This is a genomic window from Bradyrhizobium sp. SZCCT0231, from assembly GCF_018130245.1.
Taxonomy (GTDB): domain Bacteria; phylum Pseudomonadota; class Alphaproteobacteria; order Rhizobiales; family Xanthobacteraceae; genus Bradyrhizobium; species Bradyrhizobium japonicum_F.
Genome location: NZ_JAFCKP010000002.1, coordinates 242,189 through 265,152 on the forward strand (window position 1 = coordinate 242,189; position 22,964 = coordinate 265,152).

Annotated in this window: 13 protein-coding genes and 1 pseudogene; 12 read left to right on the plus strand and 2 right to left on the minus strand. The window is 65.8% G+C overall.

What is annotated here, in order from left to right; translation table 11 throughout:
* Nucleotides 1-19 precede the first annotated feature (19 nt).
* Complete coding sequence (locus JQ566_RS08500) at nt 20-556, minus strand: SixA phosphatase family protein (RefSeq protein WP_212371805.1); 537 nt, start codon at nt 554-556, stop codon at nt 20-22.
* Nucleotides 557-649: 93 nt separating this feature from the next.
* On the opposite strand from JQ566_RS08500, the gene JQ566_RS08505 reads away from it, so the two are divergent.
* The 9 genes from JQ566_RS08505 to JQ566_RS08545 all read left to right on the plus strand — a co-directional run bounded on the left by JQ566_RS08505 (nt 650) and on the right by JQ566_RS08545 (nt 14,463).
* On the plus strand, nt 650-2,107 hold the full coding sequence (locus JQ566_RS08505) for an NAD(P)/FAD-dependent oxidoreductase (RefSeq protein WP_212371806.1): 1,458 nt from the start codon (nt 650-652) through the stop codon (nt 2,105-2,107).
* Nucleotides 2,108-2,194: 87 nt separating this feature from the next.
* The gene (gene msrB / locus JQ566_RS08510; RefSeq protein WP_212371807.1) at nt 2,195-2,707 is read left to right on the plus strand and encodes a peptide-methionine (R)-S-oxide reductase MsrB; all 513 of its coding nucleotides are present in this window, start codon (nt 2,195-2,197) and stop codon (nt 2,705-2,707) included.
* Between the two features lie 433 nt (nt 2,708-3,140).
* Nucleotides 3,141-5,396, plus strand: coding sequence for a flagellar hook-basal body complex protein (locus tag JQ566_RS08515; RefSeq protein WP_212371808.1), 2,256 nt, complete (start codon nt 3,141-3,143; stop codon nt 5,394-5,396).
* 35 nt (nt 5,397-5,431) lie between these two features.
* A complete protein-coding gene (gene flgK, locus JQ566_RS08520) occupies nt 5,432-7,315 on the plus strand; it encodes a flagellar hook-associated protein FlgK (protein ID WP_212371809.1) in 1,884 nt (627 codons plus the stop codon).
* 21 nt (nt 7,316-7,336) lie between these two features.
* On the plus strand, nt 7,337-9,220 hold the full coding sequence (locus tag JQ566_RS08525; protein WP_212371810.1) for a flagellar protein: 1,884 nt from the start codon (nt 7,337-7,339) through the stop codon (nt 9,218-9,220).
* A 73-nt stretch (nt 9,221-9,293) separates the two neighbouring features.
* Nucleotides 9,294-10,073, plus strand: a complete 780-nt coding sequence (locus JQ566_RS08530; protein WP_212371811.1) for a hypothetical protein — start codon at nt 9,294-9,296, stop codon at nt 10,071-10,073.
* A 10-nt stretch (nt 10,074-10,083) separates the two neighbouring features.
* Nucleotides 10,084-11,712, plus strand: coding sequence for a hypothetical protein (locus JQ566_RS08535; RefSeq protein ID WP_212371812.1), 1,629 nt, complete (start codon nt 10,084-10,086; stop codon nt 11,710-11,712).
* A gap of 1 nt (nt 11,713) precedes the next feature.
* Complete coding sequence (locus tag JQ566_RS08540; protein WP_212371813.1) at nt 11,714-12,967, plus strand: ATP-grasp domain-containing protein; 1,254 nt, start codon at nt 11,714-11,716, stop codon at nt 12,965-12,967.
* Nucleotides 12,964-14,463 carry a pyridoxal phosphate-dependent decarboxylase family protein gene (locus JQ566_RS08545; protein ID WP_212371814.1) on the plus strand — a complete coding sequence of 500 codons (1,500 nt, stop codon included), beginning with the start codon at nt 12,964-12,966 and terminating at the stop codon, nt 14,461-14,463. Before JQ566_RS08540 ends, JQ566_RS08545 begins: the two co-directional genes overlap by 4 nt.
* 87 nt (nt 14,464-14,550) lie before the next feature.
* On the opposite strand, the gene flbT is transcribed toward JQ566_RS08545, so the two are convergent.
* Nucleotides 14,551-14,991, minus strand: a complete 441-nt coding sequence (flbT, locus tag JQ566_RS08550; RefSeq protein ID WP_061025870.1) for a flagellar biosynthesis repressor FlbT — start codon at nt 14,989-14,991, stop codon at nt 14,551-14,553.
* A 320-nt stretch (nt 14,992-15,311) separates the two neighbouring features.
* Here flbT and JQ566_RS08555 point away from each other — a divergent pair, with 320 nt between their 5' ends.
* The 3 genes and pseudogenes from JQ566_RS08555 (at nt 15,312) to JQ566_RS08565 (ending at nt 22,836) form a co-directional block, all read left to right on the plus strand.
* Nucleotides 15,312-17,591, plus strand: coding sequence for a DUF1522 domain-containing protein (locus JQ566_RS08555; RefSeq protein ID WP_212371815.1), 2,280 nt, complete (start codon nt 15,312-15,314; stop codon nt 17,589-17,591).
* A gap of 362 nt (nt 17,592-17,953) precedes the next feature.
* Nucleotides 17,954-20,229: pseudogene (locus tag JQ566_RS08560) on the plus strand (DUF1522 domain-containing protein).
* 327 nt (nt 20,230-20,556) lie between these two features.
* Nucleotides 20,557-22,836 (plus strand): DUF1522 domain-containing protein, encoded by a 2,280-nt coding sequence (locus JQ566_RS08565; protein ID WP_212371816.1) that lies wholly within the window; start codon nt 20,557-20,559, stop codon nt 22,834-22,836.
* Nucleotides 22,837-22,964: the final 128 nt, after the last annotated feature.

The window sequence follows — 22,964 nt, forward strand, 5'->3', positions numbered from 1 at the left end:
TTGCTGGTACGTCGCGCGATCACTCCGATCGAAGCAGCTTGGGGCTGACGAACAGCACCAGCTTGCCGCGGCGGTAGGCCACGTCCCCCCAATCCTTGACGTCAAAGTCGAAGATCGCAAGCCCCGCGGTGGGCAGGTTGTGGGCGAGCGCCCTGGCGCCATCATGATCGCCGCCGCCGATCAGCATCAGGGCGACCTCGTGCATGCCGGGATTGTGGCCGATCAGCAGCAACCGCTTCGGGGCGGCCGGGGCGGTTGCAGTGCGAATGGCTTCCAGGATCTCGGCGGCATCGGCGCCATAGAGCTCCGGCAGGACCTCGACCTGCGGCGCCGGGACGCGGTCCTTCATGGCCTTCCAGGCGATGTCCCAGGTCTGCCGGGCCCGCACGGCGTGCGACACCAGCACGGTATCGGGGAAGGGCGGATGGGCGGCGATCCAGTCGCCCATCTGCGCGGCATCCCTGTGGCCGCGGTCGTCGAGCCGGCGGTCCTGGTCACGGCCGCTCGGTGCGTCGGTCTCGGTCTTGGCGTGACGCAGCAGCATCAAACGGCGCATGGCATTCTCGAATCGTTACGCGTCCAGGATAATCTACAGGCGCCGGTTGAGGACAAGGTGACAAGGGCCCGCACAGTCCTCTAAGAAAACTGCATGAGCGAGACTTTCACAAGCGTGTCCCAGGAAGAAGCCGGCTTTCGCGACCGCGCGCGGCTGTCGTTCGATCTCGATGCCGACATTTGTGTGATCGGGGCAGGGCTTGCCGGCCTCTCCATCGCGCTGGAAGCCGCCCGGCTCGGGGCCAGCGTCGCGGTACTCGAGGGCCGGCATATCGGCTGGAACGCCTCCGGCAACCAGCTCGGCACCGTGATGCCGGGCTTTGCGCTGCCGCTCACCGACCTGATCGAGCGCATCGGCTTCGAGGACGCCCGCGAGTTGTGGACGCTGTCGAAGGAGGGCGCCGAGTTCGTCCGTGCCAACGCCGCGGAAGAGAACATGCCGGGAATCGGCCTTCGCGACGGCGTGCTGGAAGTCTCCAACGTCGACGCCGGCGACCGGCTGATCAGCCGGTTGCAGATCTTGAACGAGGATTTCGATACCGAGGTCGAGGGCTGGCAGGCCGATCGCGTTCGCGACGTGCTCAAGACCGATCGCTACTTTCACGGCGTGTATTACCCCAAAGCGTTCCAGGTCGACGGCCGGAAATATGTGCATGGCCTTGCGGCGCTGGCGCGGCGGGCCGGCGCCCGCATCTTCGAGGACACGCCGGTGGTCAGCATCGATCATTCCGGCATCCGCAAGCGCATCGTCACGCCCTCGGCGCGGCTGCGCGCCAGCCACATCGTGCTCGCGGGCAACATCCATCTCGGCGCGCCCTTGAGGCGCCTGTCGGAGACGCTGCTGCCGGTCTGGCGCTATGCCGGAATCACCGCGCCGCTCGGCGGGCGCCTGCACGAGATGATCGCCTTCAAGGGATCGGTGATGGATTCCGACGGCGTCGACCATTTCCGGATCGTCGATGGCGACCGGCTGATGTGGGAAAGCCCGGAGACCACCTGGGCGGCGCGTCCGCAGCGCTTCGCGGGCGCCGTCAGGCGGCGGATCGGCACGATCTTTCCCGAGCTCGGCAATGTCGAGATCACCGAGATGTTCGGCGGCGCCACCGGCCAGACCGTGCACGGCATGCCGCAGATCGGTCAGCTGCGCAAAGGCCTGTGGGTGGCGAGCGGGTTCGGCCGCCAGGGCATGAACACCTCGGCCATGGCCGGCCAGATGATCGCGCGCAGCATCTTGTGGGGCGATGAGCGCTGGAAGCTGTTCTCGCCGTTCGAGCTGGTCTGGGCGGGCGGCGCCACGGGGCGCGTCGCCGGCCAGCTGGTCGGGATCTGGGGCAGGGCGAGTTCCGCCGCGGCAGGCGCGCTCGCCCGCTATCGCGAGCGTGCCAGGGTCAAGGATCGGCAGCGCGAGGCGCGCCTCGCTGAAGCCAACCGGGCCGCCGGCACCGGTCCGCGTCGTCCCCCGGACGGCGTTCGGCCGCGACCGGCCCCGCCGCAGAGACCTGCGATCGAAGCCGCGGAACCGGTCGCGCACGACGACCGCGTCTCGCAATAAGTTGAGAGAAATCCTGCCCGGACGTGTAACGTCGGCCGACAGAAGCCCGTATCTCAGGGCGTGGACTTCCCGCGCACGGAGAATGACATGTTTGACCGCCGCATCCTGCTCACGACTGTCGCCGGCCTGTTTGGCCTTGCGGCCTTCCGCTGGCTGAGAGCCTCCCCCGCCGAGGCTGGTGAGAAGGCCGCGGAAAAGTTCGAGATTGTGAAGACGGAGGCTGAGTGGCGCGCCCAGCTCACGCCGCAGCAATATGAGATCCTGCGCAACCACGGCACCGAGCGGCCCGGCTCCAGCCCGCTACTCAAGGAGAAGCGCAAGGGCATCTTCGCCTGCGCCGGCTGCGATCTGCCGCTGTTTACGTCGGAGACCAAGTTCGAGAGCGGCACCGGCTGGCCGAGCTTCTATGCGCCGATCGAGGGCAATGTCGGCAAGACCGAGGACCGCACCTACGGCATGGTCCGCACCGAGGTGCATTGCCGGCGCTGCGGCGGCCATCTCGGCCATGTCTTCGACGACGGCCCGAAGCCGACCGGATTGCGTTACTGCATCGATGGTTTCGGGCTGGTCTTCCACCCGGCTGCGGCGTCGGCGACGTAGGCGGTCATTGGGAGCCTAAGGTGAGCAGGACGGCTTTGAAGTGGACGCTATCCGGCTGCGTTGTTCTCTATGTTTTGCTCACGCTCGACGGCCTCACTGATGATGGCGAGACAAAAACCATTCGGATCGCATTGTGGGTAACGATCTTGGGCCTTGCCGCTTGGCTGCTAATTACCCGCAAGAGGTCATCTGCAAATCAGGACACCAAGATCTAAACCTAGCTGCAGGTTGACAGCACCGGTGGCACCGGAACGACCGATCGCCCCGGCAATTGTTGCCGGTCCCGGCAAATGTGCCCCGGTCGTTAGACCGGGGCTTTTTCATTAAGCCATTGATTTTCTGAAGATACCAGCATTGGCATAGGCCTTGCGACGTCTCTCCCGATTGCGGCCATGGTCGACCGGCCGCCGAGATCGGATTTGGAGACAAAGTTATGGGTATCTTCGATGCAATGAACACCTCGGTGGGTGGCCTGCAGGCGCAGTCTTTCGCGCTGCAGAACATTTCCGGCAACATCGCGAACTCATCCACCACCGGGTACAAGGGCATCGGCACCAGCTTCGTCGACCTCATTCCGGACTCCTCGGTCCCGAGCAAGCAGGTCGCGGGCGGCGTGACGGCCAACGCCAAGGCCACCATCACCACGCAGGGCACGATCTCGTCCTCCAGCGTCGCCACCAACATGGCGATCACCGGCGACGGCTTCTTCTCGATCCAGAAGGCGAGCGGCGTCGTCGACAACGTGCCGGTGTTCACCGGCGTCACCTATTACACGAGGCGCGGCGACTTCCAGCTCAATGCCAACGGCAATCTGGTCAACGGCGCCGGCTATTACCTGATGGGCGTCACGGTCGATCCGAAGACCGGCAACCCGACCGGCAGCGTGGCGAACGTCCTGCAATTCCAGAACAACTTCATTCCGGCGCAGGCGACCACCTCGATCCAGTACGCGGCGAACCTGCCGACCCAGCCGAACACAGTGGCGAAAACGACCGCGTCGACCGGCACGCTGCTGGCGGCCGGCGGGCTGAACCCGTCCGATTTCGCGGCCAACCCGCTGCCGGTCGGCACGCCGCCCGCGCCCTATGCCAACGCAACGGTGTCAGGCGCGGCTGCAACCGGCAACATCCGCTCGGCCTACTCGTCGACGACGGCCACGGGCACGGTTGCGCTCCAGAACAATTCGTCGGCGGTGGCCTCGACAACCACCTCCCTTGACAACGCCGCCGGCACGCATCTCGCCTCCAGCATTCTGACCGCGTTGAGCGGCCAGACGCTGACCATCAACGGCAACACGATTACCTTCAACGGCGGCACCACGGTCGCCACCGTCGGCAGCAACACCACGATCGGTCTCGGTGCGGGCACGACGGCGACTGTGGCCGACATCCTGAACGCGATCCAGACCGCCGGCGGCGCCGGCGTCACCGCTTCGCTCTCGGTTAGCGGCAATATCCAGATCTCGACCGGCACCGGCACCGACGTGGCGGTCGGCAGCGGCACGGCCGCCACTGCGCTCGGCATCAGCAGCGTGACGCGCGGCGGCAACGTACTGTCCTCGCCCGCGATCTCGGGCGCGACGGTGCTGAGCGGCACTGCGACCGCCGGCGGCGCCCAGGTGCTCACATCCGGCTTCTCCGCCGGCGACACCATCACGGTCAACGGTCAGACGCTGACTTTCATCTCGCCGCCGGCGGTTCCCGCCGCCAATCAGATCCTCACCACCGACAACGTCACGACCCTGCTCGGCAAGATCGACGCGCTCTCCGGCGCCTCGGGGTCGTCGGTCAGCAGCGGCGGCGTGATCACGCTCAACACCGGCACCGTCTCGAACCTCTCGGTGTCCAGCTCCAACAGCGCCGCCTTCTCGGCGCTCGGCTTCACCTCGACCATCACCAAGAACCGCGACGGTGGCGGCACCGCCGGCACCGGCGGCGTGATCGGCAACGACATCGCCACCTTCACCAAGGAGTCGATCAGCGGCGGTGCGGTGACCGCCTACAATGCCGCCGGCACGCCGGTGAACCTGCAATTGCGCTGGGCCAAGACCGACAGCGCATCGCTCGGCGCCGGGCATACCGACAGCTGGAACCTGTTCTATCAGACCGATCCGAATGCGACCGGCACCACGGTCGGCTGGGTCAACACCGGGCAGACCTTCACCTTTGCTGCCGACGGCTCGCTGACCTCGCCGAGCGGTTCGGGCATCACCATCAACAACGTCACCGTCAGCGGCCAGTCGCTCGGCTCGGTCGCCTTCAACATCTCCTCGGGCGGGCTGACGCAATATGCCAGCACCAGCGGCGCGGTGACCATCAACACCATCACCCAGAACGGCTATGCCGCCGGTCAGCTCCGCTCGGTCGCCGTCAACAACAATGGCGTCGTGGTCGGCACCTTCTCGAACGGCCAGAACCTGAACCTCGCCCAGGTGCAGCTGTCGCATTTCAACGGCACCAATTACCTCAAGGCGATGGATGGCGGCGCCTATGCCGCGACGGAACAGTCGGGAGACGCCATCGACGGCGCCTCGGGCACCATCAGCGGCTCGTCGCTGGAGGGATCCAACACCGACATCGCCGACGAATTCACCAAGCTGATCGTGACCCAGCAGGCCTACTCGGCCAACACCAAGGTGATCACGACCGCGAATTCGATGGTGCAGGACCTCTTGAACGTGTTGCGCTGATCGGCGCGTGACGTAACCAAAGGCGGGTCAGTGATATGGGTTTGAGTTCAGCCCTCGCCAGTGCGATGAGCGGCCTGCGTGCCAACCAGGCCGCGCTCTCGATCGTCTCCTCGAACGTCGCGAATGCGCAGACGCCGGGTTACGTCGTCCAGACGCCGAACCAGATCGAGGTCACCACCGGCGAGTTCGGCTCGACGGCGATGACGACCGGCGTCAGCCGCGAGCTCGATACCTTCGTGCAGAACCAGCTGCGGACCGAGACCGGCGGCAGCGGTTACGCCGACCAGATGGCCAACATCCTGAAGCAGCTTCAGAATGTCTATGGCACGCCCGGCAATGCCGGAACGCTCGAAAGCGCGCTCAACAAATTCACCACGGCGCTCCAGGCGTTGTCGACGAGCTCGGGCGCGTCGTCGGCGCAAACGGTTGCCCTCGGTGCGGCGCAGGCGCTCGCGACGCAGCTCAACGTCACCACCAAGGGCATCCAGTCGCTGCGCTCCAATGTCGAGCAGGATCTCGGCAACTCGGCGCAAGCCGCCAACGCGGCGATGAAGCAGATCGCCGAGATCAACACCAAGCTCCAGGGCCTGTCGGCCAACGATCCCTCGGCCGCCACGCTGATGGACCAGCGTGACCAGGCCATCAACACGCTGTCGAAATATGTCGACGTCCGCGTCACCACAGACGGCTCGAACCAGGCCAACATCTACACCACGACCGGCATTCAGCTGGTCGGCGCCGGGCTCGCCTCGGAATTCTCCTTTGCCTCCGCCGGCGCGCTGTCGGCGACCTCGCTCTACAACATCGATCCGGCCAAGTCCGGCGTCGGCGCGTTCAACATCAAGCTGCCGAACGGCTCGCAGGTCGACGTCGTCGCCAACAACGTGGTGTCCTCCGGCCAGATCGCGGCCGACCTGAAGCTGCGCGACCAGACGCTGGTGCAGGCGCAGAACCAGATCGACGAGCTCGCCGCCACGATGGCCAGCGCGCTGTCCGACAAGACCACGGCCGGCAGCACGGTCACCGGCCCGCCGGCCGGGTTCGATCTCGACCTCGCCGGAGCGGCGCCGGGCAACACCGTCAACATCACCTACACGGACACGGCGACCAACACGCAGCGCCAGATCACGCTGGTCAATGTGACCGACCCGGCCGCGCTGCCGCTCCAGAACGCGACGAACGCCAACCCGATGCGGATCGGCGTCAACTTCTCCGGCGGCATGGGAGCGATCGCCTCCGCGCTCAACACCGCGTTGTCAGGCACGCATCTGTCGTTCTCCGCCGCCCCGCCGCCGGCGTCCGCCACGACACTGCGGCTGACCGACGACAACACCGGTCTTGCCAAGGTCAATTCGGCCTCGACCACCAAGACGATCTCGTCGCTGACCTCGGGCAATCCGCAGTTGCCGCTGTTCACCGACGGCGGGCAGGCGCTCTACACCGGCGCAATCACGGCATCGGGCTCGCAGATGACCGGCCTCGCCGGGCGCATCGCCGTGAACACCCAGCTGGTTTCCGATCCGACCCGGCTGTCGGTCTACAATACCTCGCCGGTGACGCCCGCGGGCGACACGACGCGTTCGGACTATCTCTATTCGCAGCTCACCAAAACGGTGTTCTCCTATTCGCCGCAGAGCGGCCTCGGCTCGGCGAGCCAGCCCTTCACCGGCAGCGTCTCGAACTACCTCCAGCAGTTCCTGAGCGTCCAGGCCAACGCCGCGACCCAGGCGACGCAGCTGCAGCAGGGCCAGAGCGTCGTGGTCTCGACGCTCCAGGCCAAGTTCGACTCGACCTCCAAAGTCAATCTGGACTCGGAGATGTCGAACCTGATCCAGCTTCAGAATGCCTACGCCGCCAACGCCCATGTCATGTCGGTGGTGCAGAGCATGATGAATACGTTGATCCAGGCTCAAAGGTAACAAGTAACAGGGCTCTGAAAGATGTCGATCAGCAGCATCAACTACTCTTCGTCGATTCTCGGCGCACAGATCCGCAACATCAATCAGCAGCTCACCGACCTGTCGACGCAGCTTTCGACCGGCAAGCTGTCGCAGAACTATTCCGGCATGGGCACCAACGAGGGCTTTGCGATCGCCGGGCGCGCGCAGCTCTCCAACATCGCCGCCTATACCGACACGATCACCAACGTCAACGTCAGCATCAACCTCGCCAACACCGCGCTGCAGTCGCTGACGAAGATCCGCAGCACGGTGCAGACGGGCTCGGCCTCTACCGCGCAGGACCTCAACGTCAACGGCCAGACCGTCGCGCAGAACACCGCCGCCGCCCAGTTCGGCTCGATGGTCGGCGTCCTCAACACGCAGACCGGCAGCCGCTATCTGTTCTCCGGAACGGCCGTCAGCACCCAGTCGGTCGCGGATGCCGGCGACATCATCAATGGCACCACCACGCAGGCCGGCTTCAAGACCGTCATGGCGGAGCGCCAGGCCGCCGACCTGGGGGCCAACGGCATGGGGCGGCTGGTGCAGACGCAGCCGACGCCGAGCTCGGTGCAGGTGTCCGAGGACGTCGCGGGCTCGCCGTTCGGGCTCAAGATCAAGTCGGCGTCCTCGACGCTGACGGGCGCAACCGTCACCGGCCCGAGCGGCTCGCCGGTGTCGTTCTCGGTCGATCTCAACGGCGTCAACCCGAACAACGGCGACAAGCTCAGCATTCAGTTCACCCTGCCGGACGGCACGACCGAGCAGATCGACCTGACCGCGTCCTCGGCCACGCCGACGCCGCTCGGCAGCTTCGCGATCGATGCAAGCACCCCCGTCAATCCGAACAACACCGCCGCGAACCTCAACACCGCGCTGAACACCGCGATTCAGAAGCTCGCCAACACCTCGCTGGTGGCGGCATCGGCGATCGTCGCCGGCGATAACTTCTTCAACACCGCGAGCTCGGCGATCGGCACGCCCGTCAACAACCAGGCGGTGCCGCCGGTCCCTGTCACCGGCGCGACGGCGCTATCAGGCGCGAGCCCCTCGGACTCGATCTCGCCGGGCTTCGTCGCGGGCGACACCATCACCGTCAACGGCACCACGCTGACCTTCGTCAGCTCGGGTGCGACCGGCAACCAGCTCAACGTCACCGACAGCATCCAGGCCCTGCTCAGCAAGATCGACCAGATCACCGGGACGTCGAAGCCCTCGACGGTCCATGGCGGCTCGATCACGATCAACACCGACGATGCGGCGAGCCTCAACATCACGACTTCGAACACCGGCGCGCTGAGTGCGCTCGGTTTCAGCTCGACGCCCGTCACCGCCACGCAGCCGCCGCTGCGTGTCGGCTCCTCGCCGGCGAGCTCGGCGACGACGCTGGTGAACGGCTCGGCCACCACCGTGAAATGGTACCTTGGCAATGACGGGCCCGGCTCGCCGCGCTCGACCGCGATGGCGCGGGTCGACGATGCCGTCACGGTGCAGTATGGCGCCCAGGCGAATGAGGATGCGATCCGCCGGCAATTGCAGGCGATCGCGGTGTTCGGGACCTTCTCGACCTCGCCCACCGGCCAATATTCGGGCGGGCAGGTCTCGGCGCTGAGCCTGCGCACGACCCAGGCGCTGACCCAGCAGCCCGGCCAGCAGCGCATCGAGGACATCCAGACCGACATCGCGATGGCCCAGAACACGATGAAGGACGCCTCCACGCGCCAGACCCAGGCCAAGGCGCAGCTCCAGACCATCATCGACCAGGCGGAATCGGCTTCGCCCGACCAGGTCGCGAGCGAGATCCTGGCGCTCCAGAACGCGCTGCAGGCGTCCTACCAGGTGACCTCGAACCTGGCGCAGCTCTCGCTCGTCAAGTTCTTGTAAGGATGCGTTAAGACGCCGTTAACCATGCCTGTTTACCTCTTGGTGAGGATTGCAAGCGGGGGCGGAGCGGTCGATGTCTGACAGGATGCAGCTGGTGGTGGCGACGCCTTGCTTCGGCGGGCAGGTGTCGAGCATCTATGCGAGCTCGATCTTTGCGCTCCAGCGCGCCGTGCACGGCATGTCCAATCTCGAGCTCAAGGTGCACTTGCGCGACGGCGATGCGCTGATCACGCGGGCGCGGGCCAACCTGGTCGCGATGTTCCTGGACGATCCCAAGGCGACACATTTCCTGTTCATCGATGCCGATATCGGGTTCAAGCCGGAGCAGGTGTTCCGGCTCATCGAATGCGGCGCGGACGTCGTCGCCGGCTGCTATCCGATCAAGCGGGTCAACTGGGACAAGGCCGCGCGTGCGATCCAGTCAGGTCGGGCGGACTTGCCGGCCGCCTCGCTCGACTATGTGCTCGAGATCGAGGATCCCGACCGCATCGTGGTGGTCAACGGCTTTACCCGCGTACGCTATGCCGGCACCGGCTTCCTGATGATCCGGCGCCACGTGCTGGAGGCGATGTGCCGCCACCCGGACTATGCGAGCCTGCAGTTCTTCCGCGAGCATTCGCACGATACGCTGGCGGCGAGCCCGAACCGGTTCGCGCTGTTCGAATGCATGATCGATCCGGCAACCGGCACGTATCTGTCCGAGGACTTCGCCTTCTGCAAGCGCTGGACCGATATCGGCGGTGAGATCTGGGCCGACATTCAGAGCTCGCTCGATCACGTCGGGCCGTCGGTGTTTCGCGGCGACATCGCCTCGCAATTCGCGCCTGCGGCGGCGGCCGATGCCGCGGCGTGAGCGGTCCGGGATGAGCGCCGGCACATCCCGTCTGTCAGAGATGGAACGCGCGTCCGACGGCGGTTCGCGCTATCGCCTGCGCGATCTCTTCACGCCCCTCGACACGCTGCTCGTCTCCGGCGGAGATCCGCGGCTCGCGCTCGATCCCAAGGACCGCGTCAACGCCTATGGCTGCGCGGCTTCTCCGGAGCCGGAGATCTGGAATTTCGCCTCCTCGACCGCATCGACGATCTCGCAAGCGGCCTATGACCGCGCCGCGCTGGCGCGCGAAGAGCTGATGCACAAGTGCCTGTTAGACGAGGTCGAGATCGCCTTCGATGCGCGCTGCGAGGACATGCGCGACGAGTTGCGCGGCCATCTCCAGCTCTCGCCGCGCATCGACGTGGTGTTCTCGCCGTCCGGCACGGACTCGCAGCTCCACGCCCTGTTTCTGGCGCGCGCGGTGCTCGGCGCGCCGCCGGTGACGATCGTGGTCGGCGCCGACCAGACCGGCAGCGGGACGGCCCATACTGCGCGTGGACATCATTTCAGCGCCATGACGGCGGGCGGCGTTGCGGTTCGCAAGGACGGCGCGGTCGCCGGGCTCGCCGGCGCAAGTCTTGCGCTGCCACTGTGCGAAGCCGCGCCCGGGATCGCCATGCGCGCGGACGCCGATGAAGCGGTGCTGCATGCGGTCGAGGCCACGATCGCGCAAGGCGCGCCCGTGCTGCTCCAGATCATGGCTTCCTCGAAGCTCGGATGGCGTGCACCGAGCGCGGCCTGCCTCGACGAGATCGCGCGGCGCTGGCCACGCAAGGTCCAGATCGTCGTCGACGCCTGCCAGGCCAGGCTCGGCCGCCGCCGGCTGCGCTCCTATCTCGACCGCGGCTATATGGTGCTGATCTCCGGCTCGAAATTCTTCGGCGGGCCTGCCTTCAGCGGCGCGGTGCTGGTGCCGAAGGGCCTCTCGCGGTCGCTCGATCGGGTGCAGGGAATCGCGCCTGGCATCTTCGACTACGCCGGCCGTTGCGATTGGCCGGTAGCCTGGACGGCGCTGCGCTCGCGGTTCGAACGCCGTCCGAATTTCGGTCAATGGCTGCGCTGGGAGGCGGCGCTGGCCGAGATCGGCAGCTACTACGCCGTGCCTGCGGCCTTCCGCGCCGGGGTGCTCGCCGAGCTTGCCGCCGGCATCGACAGCATGATCGCGTTGTCGCCGTCGTTGCGCGCTGTTCCAGCCGCGCCCCACATGACCGGCGTGGACGACGAGGAATTCGCGCAAGCCACGATCTTTCCGTTCGCGCTGCTGCGCGACGGCAAGCCGGTCTCGATCGCCGAGACCGGCGCCGTTCATCGCGCGCTGGCACGTGACATGAGCGAGGCGATCAGCGGCAGCGCGGCGGACCGGCAGGTCGCCGCACAGCGCTGCCTGATCGGCCAGCCGGTCCGGCTGGAGCGGCAGGGCGAGACGCCGCAGGCCGTGCTGCGCCTCTGCGTCGGCGCGCGGCTCGTGACGGAGGCCTGGTCGCCGGACGCCGAGCAGGCGCGACGCAATGTGCAGCACGTTCTCGACCGCATCGCCGATGTCCTGGTGAAGATCGAGCTGCTGCTCGACCGCGGCGCAGCCGCGGCCGTGCCGGTCAAGTCCGCGTCCGAGGTGTGAGATGCAGCATCCAGTTTCCGCGCCGATCGGCTTGACCGCGGCGAACTATGCCGACCGCATCGGCTTTGCGCAGCTGACGCGCCGGGCCTTCGAAGGCGTCGATCTGCATCCGCTGCGCGACCAGCTCGTGGCGCGGATCGCAGCGGGGACGGCGCTCGCGGGCGAAGGGCTGGATCTGTCGTTGATCACCCAGCTTCTGGGCGACAAGGATCAGGGGCTTGCGATCCAGTCCGAGGTGCTGGCCTTCCATCAATTGTTCCGCACGCCCAGCGCGGCCCCGAAACCGGGCTTGCGCGTGCTCGCGCTTGCAGCCGACATCGACATGGGCGGCAACACGCCGATCGATTTCCTGCTCGAAGGCTCCGACGTCGAGCTGCTGACCCTCTATGTGGTCAAGGGCGTCGGTCTGCCGGAAACCTTGCCCGAGCACGACGTTGCCGTCGTGGTCGCGTCCGATTCCGAGGAATGTCGTGAGGCGCTCGCACTGATCGAGAAGGCCGCGCCGCACTGGCCGCGGCCGCTGCTCAACTGCCCCGATCGCATCGGCAATCTCGATCGCGACAAGCTGTATCGGCTGCTGGCTGGCGTGCCGGGTCTGGACATTCCCGCGACCATCCACGCGACGCGCGCGCAATTGTCCGATCTCGCCCAGGGCCAGATCGCCTGCGAGGACATCGCCGGCGAACTGCACTTTCCGATCATCGCGCGGCCGCGCGGCTCGCATGCCGGCGTCGGGCTCGCCAAGCTCGACGATGCGGCGGCGCTCGCGGCCTATCTCGCTGAACGGAAAGAGCAGGACTTCTTCGTCGCGCGCTTCGTCGACTATGTCAGCCCTGACGGACTCTACCGCAAATATCGTCTCGCCATGGTCGACGGCAAGCCTTTCGCCTGCCACATGGCGATCGCCGATCGCTGGGACATCTGGTATCTCAACGCCTACATGGCATTCAGCGAGGAGAAGCGGGCCGAGGAAGCCGTCTTCATGCGCGACTTCGATCACGCCTTCGCCGCGCGCCATGGAAGCGCGCTCGACGAGATGAGCCGGCGCGTCGGGCTCGATTATTTCATCGTCGATTGCGCCGAGAACGAGCAGCGCGAGCTGCTGGTGTTCGAGGCCGACAACACCGCCGTCGTGCACAACATGGATTTGCCAGCCGTGTTTCCTTACAAGCCGCCGCAGATGCGCAAGATCTTTGCCGCGTTCACGGCGATGCTGGCGCGGCATGCAAAGACGGACGAGGAGAGCGCAGCATGAACGAGATCATCCGCAGCACGCAAAGCTCCGTCACGAGCACCTCGCTCGATCCGCAGGACTGGAGCGAATTTCGCGCGCTGGCCCATCGCATGCTGGACGAGACGATCGACGGCATCGCCAACGTTCGGGCGCGGCCCGTCTGGCGGCCGATCCCCGATGACGTCCGTGCGGCATTCAGGGCCGACGTGCCGCGCGAGGAAAGCGACCTCGCCGAGGTCTATCGCGAGTTCTCCGAACATGTCGCGCCCTATGCGACCGGCAACGTCCATCCCGGCTTCATGGGCTGGGTGCATGGCGGCGGCACCGCGGTCGGCATGCTCGCGGAAATGCTCGCGGCAGGCCTCAACGCCAATCTCGGCGGGCGCGACCACATGCCGATCGAGGTCGAGCGCCAGATCATCGACTGGATGCGCCGCCTGTTCCTCTTTCCCGAGAGCGCGAGCGGCATCTTCGTCACGGGCACGTCCATGGCCAACCTGATGGCGGTGCTGGTGGCGCGTACGAGCGCCCTCGGCACGCTGGCGCGGCAGCACGGCATCGGCAACGACGGCGCGCTGCTCACGGCCTACACGTCGCAGGCTGTGCATGGCTGCGTCTCCAGGGCGATGGACGTTGCCGGGTTCGGTACCGATGCGTTGCGCAAGATCGACGTCGATGCCGATCATCGCATCGACGTTGCCGCGCTGCGCGCGCAGATCGCGGTCGATCGCGAGGTCGGCTTCAAGCCTTTCCTGGTGGTCGCATCCGCCGGCACGGTCGATATCGGCGCGATCGACGACCTCAGGGCCATTGCGGAGCTGTGCCGCGAGGAAGGAATCTGGTTTCACGTCGACGGCGCTTTCGGTGCGCTCGCGATCCTGTCGCCCGAGCTTGCGCCGCTGCTCGGTGGCATCGAGCTCGCGGATTCAATTGCACTCGACTTCCACAAATGGGGACAGGTGCCTTACGACGCAGGCTTCCTATTGGTGCGCGACGGCGAGCAGCATCGGCAGGCCTTTGCGCAGCCGGCGGCCTATCTGCGCCGCGAGGCGAGGGGGCTTGCCGCGGGCGCGGTCTGGCCCTGCGATCTCGGCCCCGATCTGTCGCGCGGCTTTCGAGCGCTGAAGACGTGGTTCACGCTGAAGACGTTCGGCACCGATCGACTTGGTGCGGTGATCGCGCGAAGCTGCGCACTCGCAAGATATCTCGAGGCGCGCGTGCTGGCCGAACCTCGGCTGGAATTGCTGGCGCCGGTCAATCTCAATATCGTCTGCTTCCGCTACCGTGCCGATGATGCGGTCAATCGCGAGATCGTCGCCGACGTCCAGGAGTACGGCGTCGCAGCGCCGTCGAGCACGACGCTGGACGGCAGGTTTGCGATCCGCGCCGCGATCGTCAATCACCGCACCGACGAGACCGACATCGATGTGCTGGTCGCGGCCGTGCTGGAGTTCGGCGGACGGCGGAGCGGTGGCGGGCTGGTCGAGGTCGAGGCGCCGCCGCTTGCGGCGCAGTAGCGTTGATGCATGCCTGAAACGACAACGGCCCCGGAGGCGATCCGGGGCCGTTGTCGTTCGCGCAGCTTGGGTACGCGAAGCGTGTGGTCAGGCGGCGGAGCTCACGTCGGCCTTGTCTGCTTCCGCCTTGGGATGCGTGGCCGCGTACTGATCCCGCAGCTTCTCTTCATAGGCAATCAGCTTGCGAGCGTCCTTCAGCGCCCGGTAGAGGTCGCCGTTCAGGATGTTGTTGTTGATGGCTTCGATGATCGGCCAGGAGCTCGGCACCGCGGTGACGATGTCGCGCACCAGGTTGAAGTAGGTGCCGTGCTGGGTCTGCGGATCCGGCGAGATGTACATGAGCTGGACCGCCAGATAGACGAGCTTGGCGGGCGTATCGGCGGTCTCCGGCGTGAGGATGTCACGCTCACGCAGGATCGGCACGTTGTCGCCGTCGATCAGGAGGCGGGCGCGCTGGTCCGTGTTGGTAATCACGCAGTTGCCGACGATGATGCGTTCGTGCGGTCTGAGCTCGACCTTGAGGGCCATGCCTGTTCTCCATCAACGCTTTCGTAACCGAGCGTTCGTTGCGGCTCATCTAGGCCTGATTCTCGCTTGGAAGTAGTTAACGAGTTGTAAAGCGCTGGCGTTCACGCGAAAAAATCCAACATTGTCAAGGTGATATGTGCGCGATGGCGCGGCGGTGTGCGCAGCTCCCACACCCGAATCATGCGCGACCCAGCAAAACCACGGGTTTCATTTCATGTTTCGTTAGAGGTCTCGACGCCACGGTCCGACGGTCGCTGGGTCAATCTCGATCCAAGCAGACCCGTAACAGTAGCGTCGTTTACCAGAAAGGTAACAGAGTCATGTCCGGTATCGTCCTCTCCTCGTCGGTTCGTCAGAACCTGCTTTCCCTCCAGTCCACCGCTGACCTCCTCGCCACCACGCAGAATCGTCTGTCGACCGGCAAGAGCGTCAACTCGGCCCTGGACAATCCCACCAACTTCTTCACGGCACAGTCGCTCGACAACCGCGCCAGCGACATCAACAACCTGCTCGATGGCATCGCCAACGGCGTGCAGGTGCTGCAGGCTGCCAACACCGGCATCACCTCGCTGCAGAAGCTGATCGACAGCGCGAAGTCGATCGCCAACCAGGCGCTGCAGACCACCGTCGGCTACTCCACCAAGTCCAACGTCTCCGCCACCATCTCCGGTGCGACCGCGGCCGACCTGCGCGGCACCACCTCCTACGCCAGCGCGACCGCGAGCAGCAACGTCGTGTATAGCGGCGCCGCCGGCGGCACCACGGCCGCGAGTGGCACCACCACGCTCGGCGCCACCATCGGCTCCTTCACGGGTACCGCGGGAACGGCCGGTGACGGCACCACGGCCCTGACCGGCGCCATCACCCTGATCGCCACCAACGGCACGACCGCGACCGGCCTCGTCGGCAACGCCCAGCCCGCCGACGGCGATACGCTGACGGTGAACGGCAAGACCATTACCTTCCGCTCGGGCGCTGCTCCGGCCTCGACCGCCGTTCCGTCCGGCTCGGGCGTCAGCGGCAACCTCGTCACCGACGGCAACGGCAACACCACCGTCTATCTCGGCACCGCCGGTACCCCGGCTGCGACCGTGAACGATCTGTTGACCGCGGTCGACCTCGCCAGTGGCGTCAAGACGGCTGCCATCAGCGCCGGTGCCGCGACGATCGCCACCAGCGTCAACCAGACCGCTTCGAGCGTTGCTGCGGGCGCCGTCACGCTGAAGAGCTCGACGGGTGCGGATCTGAGCGTCACCGGCAGGGCCGACCTGCTCAAGGCACTCGGCCTGACCACGTCGGTGGGCGGCGGCAACGCCACCGTGAGCGTTAACCGGACCACGAGCGCGGCCTCGCTCGGTGCGACGATCACTGACGGCTCGACGCTGAACGTCAACGGTAAAGTCATCACCTTCAAGAACGCGCCGATCCCGGGCTCGACCGGTGCGCCGAGCGTTCCGACCGGCTTCGGTGCCAGCGGCAACATCCTCACCGACGGCGCCGGCAACTCGACGGTCTATCTGCAGGGCGGCACGATCAACGACGTGCTGAAGGCGATCGACCTCGCCACCGGCGTGCAGACTGCGACGATCGCTGCCAACGGCACCGCGACGCTTGCGACCGCCACCGGCCAGACCAACTCGTCGATCAACGCCTCGGGCCAGCTCAAGATCTCGACCGGCGTCAATGCCGACCTGTCGGTCACCGGCACGGGCAACGCGCTGAACGCGCTCGGCCTCGCCGGTAACACCGGGACGGCGACCGCCTTCACCGCGGCCCGCACCTCCGGCATCGGCGGCATCGCCGGCAAGACCTTGACCTTCACCTCCTTCAACGGCGGCACGGCGGTCGACGTCACCTTCGGCGACGGCACCAACGGCACGGTCAAGACGCTCGATCAGCTCAACACCAAGCTGCAGGCCAACAACCTGTCGGCGACGATCGACGCCAACGGCCTGCTCACGATCTCCACCACCAACGATTACGCGTCCTCGACCATCGGATCGAGCGCCGCGGGTGGTGCGATCGGCGGCACGCTGACCTCGTCGCTGACGTTCTCGACGGCTTCCACCCCCGTCCAGGATACGGTTGCCCAGACGGCGCGTGCCAACCTGGTGTCTCAGTACAACAACATCCTGAACCAGATCGACACGACGGCGCAGGACTCCTCGTTCAACGGCGTCAACCTCTTGAACGGCGACCAGCTCAAGCTGGTGTTCGACGAGACCGGCAAGTCGAACCTCAGCATCACCGGCGTGACCTACAACTCCAAGGGTCTGGGCCTCGCTGCGCTGACCAGCGGTGTCGACTTCATCGACAACGCTGCCACCAACAAGGTGCTGACCAACCTGAACGCCGCCTCGAGCACGCTGCGCTCGGAAGCGTCAAGCCTCGGCTCGAACCTCTCGGTGGTGCAGGTTCGTCAGGACTTCAACAAGAGCCTGATCAACGTGCTGCAGACCGGTTCGTCCAACCTGACGCTGGCCGACACCAACACCGAAGCGGCCAACAGCCAGGCGCTGTCGACCCGCCAGTCGATCGCGGTCTCCGCGCTGTCGCTGGCCAACCAGTCGCAGCAGAGCGTGCTGCAGCTGCTCCGCTAACCAGCGGACGACATCGCAAGACGATCATGGCGGCGGGGCTTCGGCCCCGCCGCTTTCTTTTTGTGGCGCCGGCACCAGAGTGCCGCTTGGCGAAGCGGGGACGAGGCATTGGGATGCAGCGAATTGCTCACTCTGAGTTATGGTTGACAAGTGGCAAACGCTTCATCGGTGCACGAAAAAGCATCATCTGATCATGATGATACAGCGAAGCTAGATCTGGCTGCGCTCGCTCATATGGTGAATCCCGGCAAGGACTGCCGCGACACGCTTCATGCTTTGTTAGCCTACAACGTTCACCGTCCCGGCCATCGATTAATCCTAATCGAAGTTTGTTGCGTTGCGTACCAGAAGGGTAACACTCAATGTCCGGTATCGTTCTCTCTTCATCGGTTCGTCAGAACCTGCTCTCTCTCCAGTCCACCGCCGATCTTCTCGCTACCACCCAAAGCCGTCTGTCGACCGGCAAGAGCGTCAACTCGGCCCTGGACAATCCCACCAACTTCTTCACGGCACAGTCGCTCGACAACCGCGCCAGCGACATCAACAACCTGCTCGATGGCATCGCCAACGGCGTGCAGGTGCTGCAGGCTGCCAACACCGGCATCACCTCGCTGCAGAAGTTGATCGACAGCGCGAAGTCGATCGCCAACCAGGCGCTGCAGACCACGGTCGGCTATTCCACCAAGTCCAACGTCTCCACCACGATCTCGGGTGCGACCGCGGCCGACCTGCGCGGCACGACCTCCTATGCGAGCGCGACGGCGAACAGCAACGTCGTGTATAGCGGCGCGGCCGGCGGCACCACCGCGGCGACCGGCACCACGACGCTCGGCGCCACCATCGGCACGTTCACGGGCACCGCGGCAACGGCCGGCAACGGCACCACGGCCCTGACCGGCGCCATCACCCTGATCGCCACCAACGGCACGACCGCAACCGGCCTGGCCGGCAACGCCCAGCCCGCCGACGGCGACACGCTGACCGTCAACGGCAAGACCATCACGTTCCGCTCGGGTTCTGCTCCGCCACCGGCGTTCCGTCCGGCTCGGGCGTCAGCGGCAACCTCGTCACCGATGGCAACGGCAACACCACCGTCTATCTCGGCACCGCGGGCACTCCGACTGCGACCGTCAGCGATCTGTTGACCGCCGTCGATCTCGCCAGCGGCGTGAAGACGGTTTCGATCAGCTCAGGCGCTGCGACGATCGCGACAAGCCTCAACCAGACCGCTTCGAGCGTTGGTGGCGGCGCGGTCACGCTGAAGAGCTCGACGGGCGCGGATCTGAGCGTCACCGGCAAGGCCGACCTGCTCAAGGCCCTCGGCCTGACGACGTCTGTAGGCGGCGGCAACGCCACGGTGTCCGTCAACCGGACCACGAGCGCGGCCTCGCTGGGTGCGACGATCACGGACGGCTCGACGCTGAACGTCAACGGTCACGTCATCACCTTCAAGAACGCGCCGACCCCCGGCACGACCGGTGCGCCGAGCGTTCCGAGCGGTTATGGTGCGAGCGGCAACGTCGTCACCGACGGCAACGGCAACTCGACGGTCTATCTGCAGGGCGGCACGGTCAGCGACGTGCTGAATGCGATCGACCTTGCCACCGGCGTGCAGACCGCGACCATCAACGCCAGCGGCGTTGCGGCGCTTGCGACGGCCTCCGGCCAGACCAACTCGTCGATCAACGCCTCGGGTCAGCTCAAGCTCTCGACCGGTGTCAATGCCGATCTGTCGATCACCGGCACCGGCAACGCGCTGAACGCGCTTGGTCTCGCCGGCAACACCGGGACGGCGACCGCCTTCACCGCGGCCCGTACCTCCGGCATCGGCGGCATCAGCGGCAAGACCCTGACCTTCACCTCCTTCAATGGCGGCACGGCGGTCAACGTCACCTTCGGCGACGGCACCAACGGCACGGTCAAGACGCTCGATCAGCTCAACACCAAGCTGCAGGCCAACAACCTGTCCGCAACGATCGACGCCAACGGCCTGCTCACGATCTCGACCACCAACGATTACGCGTCCTCGACCATCGGATCGAGCGCCGCGGGTGGTGCGATCGGCGGCACGCTGACCTCGGCGCTGACGTTCTCGACGGCTTCCAGTCCCGTCCAGGACACGGTTGCGCAGACCTCGCGTGCGAATCTGGTGTCTCAGTACAACAACATCCTGAACCAGATCGACTCGACCGCGCAGGACTCCTCGTTCAACGGCGTCAACCTCTTGAACGGCGACCAGCTCAAGCTGGTGTTCGACGAGACTGCAAAGTCCAGCTTGAGCATCACTGGCGTGACCTACAACTCCAAGGGTCTGGGCCTCGCCGCGCTGACCAGCGGTGTCGACTTCATCGACAATGCTGCCACCAACAAGGTGCTGACCAACCTGAACTCCGCGTCGAGCACGCTGCGTTCGGAAGCTTCGGCTCTGGGCTCGAACCTGACGATCGTGCAGGTTCGTCAGGACTTCAACAAGAACCTGATCAACGTGCTGCAGACCGGCTCGTCCAACCTGACGCTGGCCGACACCAACGTCGAGGCGGCCAACAGCCAGGCGCTGTCGACCCGCCAGTCGATCGCGGTCTCCGCGCTGTCGCTGGCCAACCAGTCGCAGCAGAGCGTGCTGCAGCTGCTCCGCTAACCAGCGGACGACATCGCAAGCAAGATCGGACGGCGGGGCTTTGGCCCCGCCGTTTTCTTTTTGCGCACTGCCCGAGATTCGAGAGGGCAGGCGACGCTCGAAAAAGTAACCAGCGGTTATGGTTAATGGAGCGTAAGCGCCAGGAATCGCCAATGATTTCAGGTGGATTGTCGATCGTGCCGGCGCCTTCGGCTCGCTTATGGTGAACCGGCGCTTATGCAGGCTGCACGCCTTTCACCCTTTGTTAGCCACGTCACGGCACGCTGGCCCCGTCACTCGATCCAGAAGCGATCGAACGAAGACGCGTAAGCCAGAAGGGTAAGAGTCATGTCCGGTATTGTTCTCTCTGCGTCGGTTCGTCAGAACCTGCTCTCTCTCCAGTCCACCGCCGATCTTCTCGCCACCACACAGAACCGTCTGTCGACCGGCAAGAGCGTCAACTCGGCCCTGGACAATCCCACCAACTTCTTCACGGCCCAGTCGCTCGACAACCGCGCCAGCGACATCAACAACCTGCTCGACAGCATCGCCAACGGCGTGCAGGTGCTGCAGGCCGCCAACACCGGCCTGACCTCGCTGCAGAAGCTGATCGACAGCGCGAAGTCGATCGCCAACCAGGCGCTGCAGACCACCGTCGGTTATTCCACCAAGTCCAACGTCTCCACCACCATCGCCGGTGCGACGGCGGCCGACCTGCGCGGCACGACGAGCTTCGCCAGCGCGACCGCGAGCAGCAACGTGCTGTACAACGGCACCGCCGGCGGCACCACGGCGGCGAACGGCACCACCACGCTCGGCGCCACCATCGGCTCCTTCACGGGCACTGCGGCAACGGCCGGCAACGGCACCACGGCCCTGACCGGCGCCATCACCCTGATCGCCACCAACGGCACCACCGCAACCGGCCTGGCCGGCAACGCCCAGCCCGCCGACGGCGACACGCTGACCGTGAACGGCAAGACCATTACCTTCCGCTCGGGTTCTGCTCCGACATCGAGTGCGGTTGCGGCCGGCTCGGGCGTCAGCGGCAACCTCGTCACCGACGGCAACGGCAACACCACGGTCTATCTCGGCACCGCGGGCACTCCGACTGCGACCGTCAGCGATCTGTTGACCGCCGTCGATCTCGCCAGCGGCGTCAAGACGGTCTCCATCAGCTCAGGTGCTGCGACGATCGCGACAAGCCTCAACCAGACCGCTTCGAGCGTTGGTGCGGGCGCGGTCACGCTGAAGAGCTCGACGGGTGCGGATCTGAGCGTCACCGGCAGGGCCGACCTGCTCAAGGCCCTCGGCCTGACGACGTCGACGGGTGCAGGCAACGCCACGGTGAACGTCAACCGGACCACGAGCGCGGCCTCGCTGGGTGCGACGATCACGGACGGCTCGACGCTGAACGTCAACGGTCACGTCATCACCTTCAAGAACGCGCCGACCCCCGGCACGACCGGTGCTCCGAGCGTTCCGAGCGGTTATGGTGCGAGCGGCAACGTCGTCACCGACGGCAACGGCAACTCGACGGTCTATCTGCAGGGCGGCACGGTCAGCGACGTGCTGAATGCGATCGACCTTGCCACCGGCGTGCAGACCGCGACCATCAACGCCAGCGGCGTTGCGGCGCTTGCGACCGCCACCGGCCAGTCGAACTCGACGATCAACACGTCCGGCCAGCTCAAGATCTCGACCGGCATCAACGCCGACCTGTCGATCACCGGCACCGGCAACGCGTTGAACGTGTTCGGCCTCGCAGGCAACACCGGCAGCGCCACCGCCTTCACCGCGGCCCGCACCTCCGGCATCGGCGGCATCGCCGGCAAGACGCTGACCTTCACCTCCTTCAACGGCGGCACGGCAGTCAACGTCACCTTCGGCGACGGCACCAACGGCACGGTCAAGACGCTCGATCAGCTCAACACCAAGCTGCAGGCCAACAACCTGGCTGCGACGATCGACGCCAACGGCCTGCTGACCATCACGGCATCCAACGACTATGCGTCCTCGACGCTCGGCTCGACGGCGGCGGGCGGTGCGATCGGCGGCACGCTGACCTCGGCGCTGACCTTCTCGACGGCGTCCACGCCCGTCCAGGATGGCGTTGCCCAGACCGCCCGTGCCAATCTGGTGTCTCAGTACAACAACATCCTGAACCAGATCGACACGACGGCGCAGGACTCCTCGTTCAACGGCGTCAACCTGCTCAACGGCGACCAGCTCAAGCTGGTGTTCGACGAGACTGCAAAGTCGAGCTTGAGCATCACCGGCGTGACCTACAATTCCAAGGGTCTGGGCCTCGCCGCGCTGACCATCGGCGTCGACTTCATCGACAACGCCGCCGCCAACAGGGTGCTGACCAACCTGAACGCCGCCTCGAGCACGCTGCGCTCGGAAGCCTCGAGCCTGGGCTCGAACCTCTCGGTGGTGCAGATCCGTCAGGACTTCAACAAGAACCTGATCAACGTGCTGCAGACCGGCTCGTCCAACCTGACCTTGGCCGACACCAACGTCGAAGCGGCCAACAGCCAGGCGCTGTCGACCCGCCAGTCGATCGCGGTCTCCGCGCTGTCGCTGGCCAACCAGTCGCAGCAGAGCGTGCTCCAGCTGCTCCGCTAATAAGCAACTGAAATATCTAGATAAAATCGAGCGGCGGGGCCCTTCGCCCCGCCGCTCTTTTTGGCGTCTGGAGGCGGGCAGGGGCGTTCACGGGCCATTAACCCTATCCCTTAAACCGGCGTTAACCA

Coding starts and splice junctions, on each gene's coding strand:
- JQ566_RS08500 (WP_212371805.1), bottom strand. CDS start 556: ATGCGCCGTTTGATGCTGCTGCGTCACGCCAAGACCGAGACCGACGCA.
- JQ566_RS08505 (WP_212371806.1), top strand. CDS start 650: ATGAGCGAGACTTTCACAAGCGTGTCCCAGGAAGAAGCCGGCTTTCGC.
- msrB (WP_212371807.1), top strand. CDS start 2,195: ATGTTTGACCGCCGCATCCTGCTCACGACTGTCGCCGGCCTGTTTGGC.
- JQ566_RS08515 (WP_212371808.1), top strand. CDS start 3,141: ATGGGTATCTTCGATGCAATGAACACCTCGGTGGGTGGCCTGCAGGCG.
- flgK (WP_212371809.1), top strand. CDS start 5,432: ATGGGTTTGAGTTCAGCCCTCGCCAGTGCGATGAGCGGCCTGCGTGCC.
- JQ566_RS08525 (WP_212371810.1), top strand. CDS start 7,337: ATGTCGATCAGCAGCATCAACTACTCTTCGTCGATTCTCGGCGCACAG.
- JQ566_RS08530 (WP_212371811.1), top strand. CDS start 9,294: ATGTCTGACAGGATGCAGCTGGTGGTGGCGACGCCTTGCTTCGGCGGG.
- JQ566_RS08535 (WP_212371812.1), top strand. CDS start 10,084: ATGAGCGCCGGCACATCCCGTCTGTCAGAGATGGAACGCGCGTCCGAC.
- JQ566_RS08540 (WP_212371813.1), top strand. CDS start 11,714: ATGCAGCATCCAGTTTCCGCGCCGATCGGCTTGACCGCGGCGAACTAT.
- JQ566_RS08545 (WP_212371814.1), top strand. CDS start 12,964: ATGAACGAGATCATCCGCAGCACGCAAAGCTCCGTCACGAGCACCTCG.
- flbT (WP_061025870.1), bottom strand. CDS start 14,991: ATGGCCCTCAAGGTCGAGCTCAGACCGCACGAACGCATCATCGTCGGC.
- JQ566_RS08555 (WP_212371815.1), top strand. CDS start 15,312: ATGTCCGGTATCGTCCTCTCCTCGTCGGTTCGTCAGAACCTGCTTTCC.
- JQ566_RS08565 (WP_212371816.1), top strand. CDS start 20,557: ATGTCCGGTATTGTTCTCTCTGCGTCGGTTCGTCAGAACCTGCTCTCT.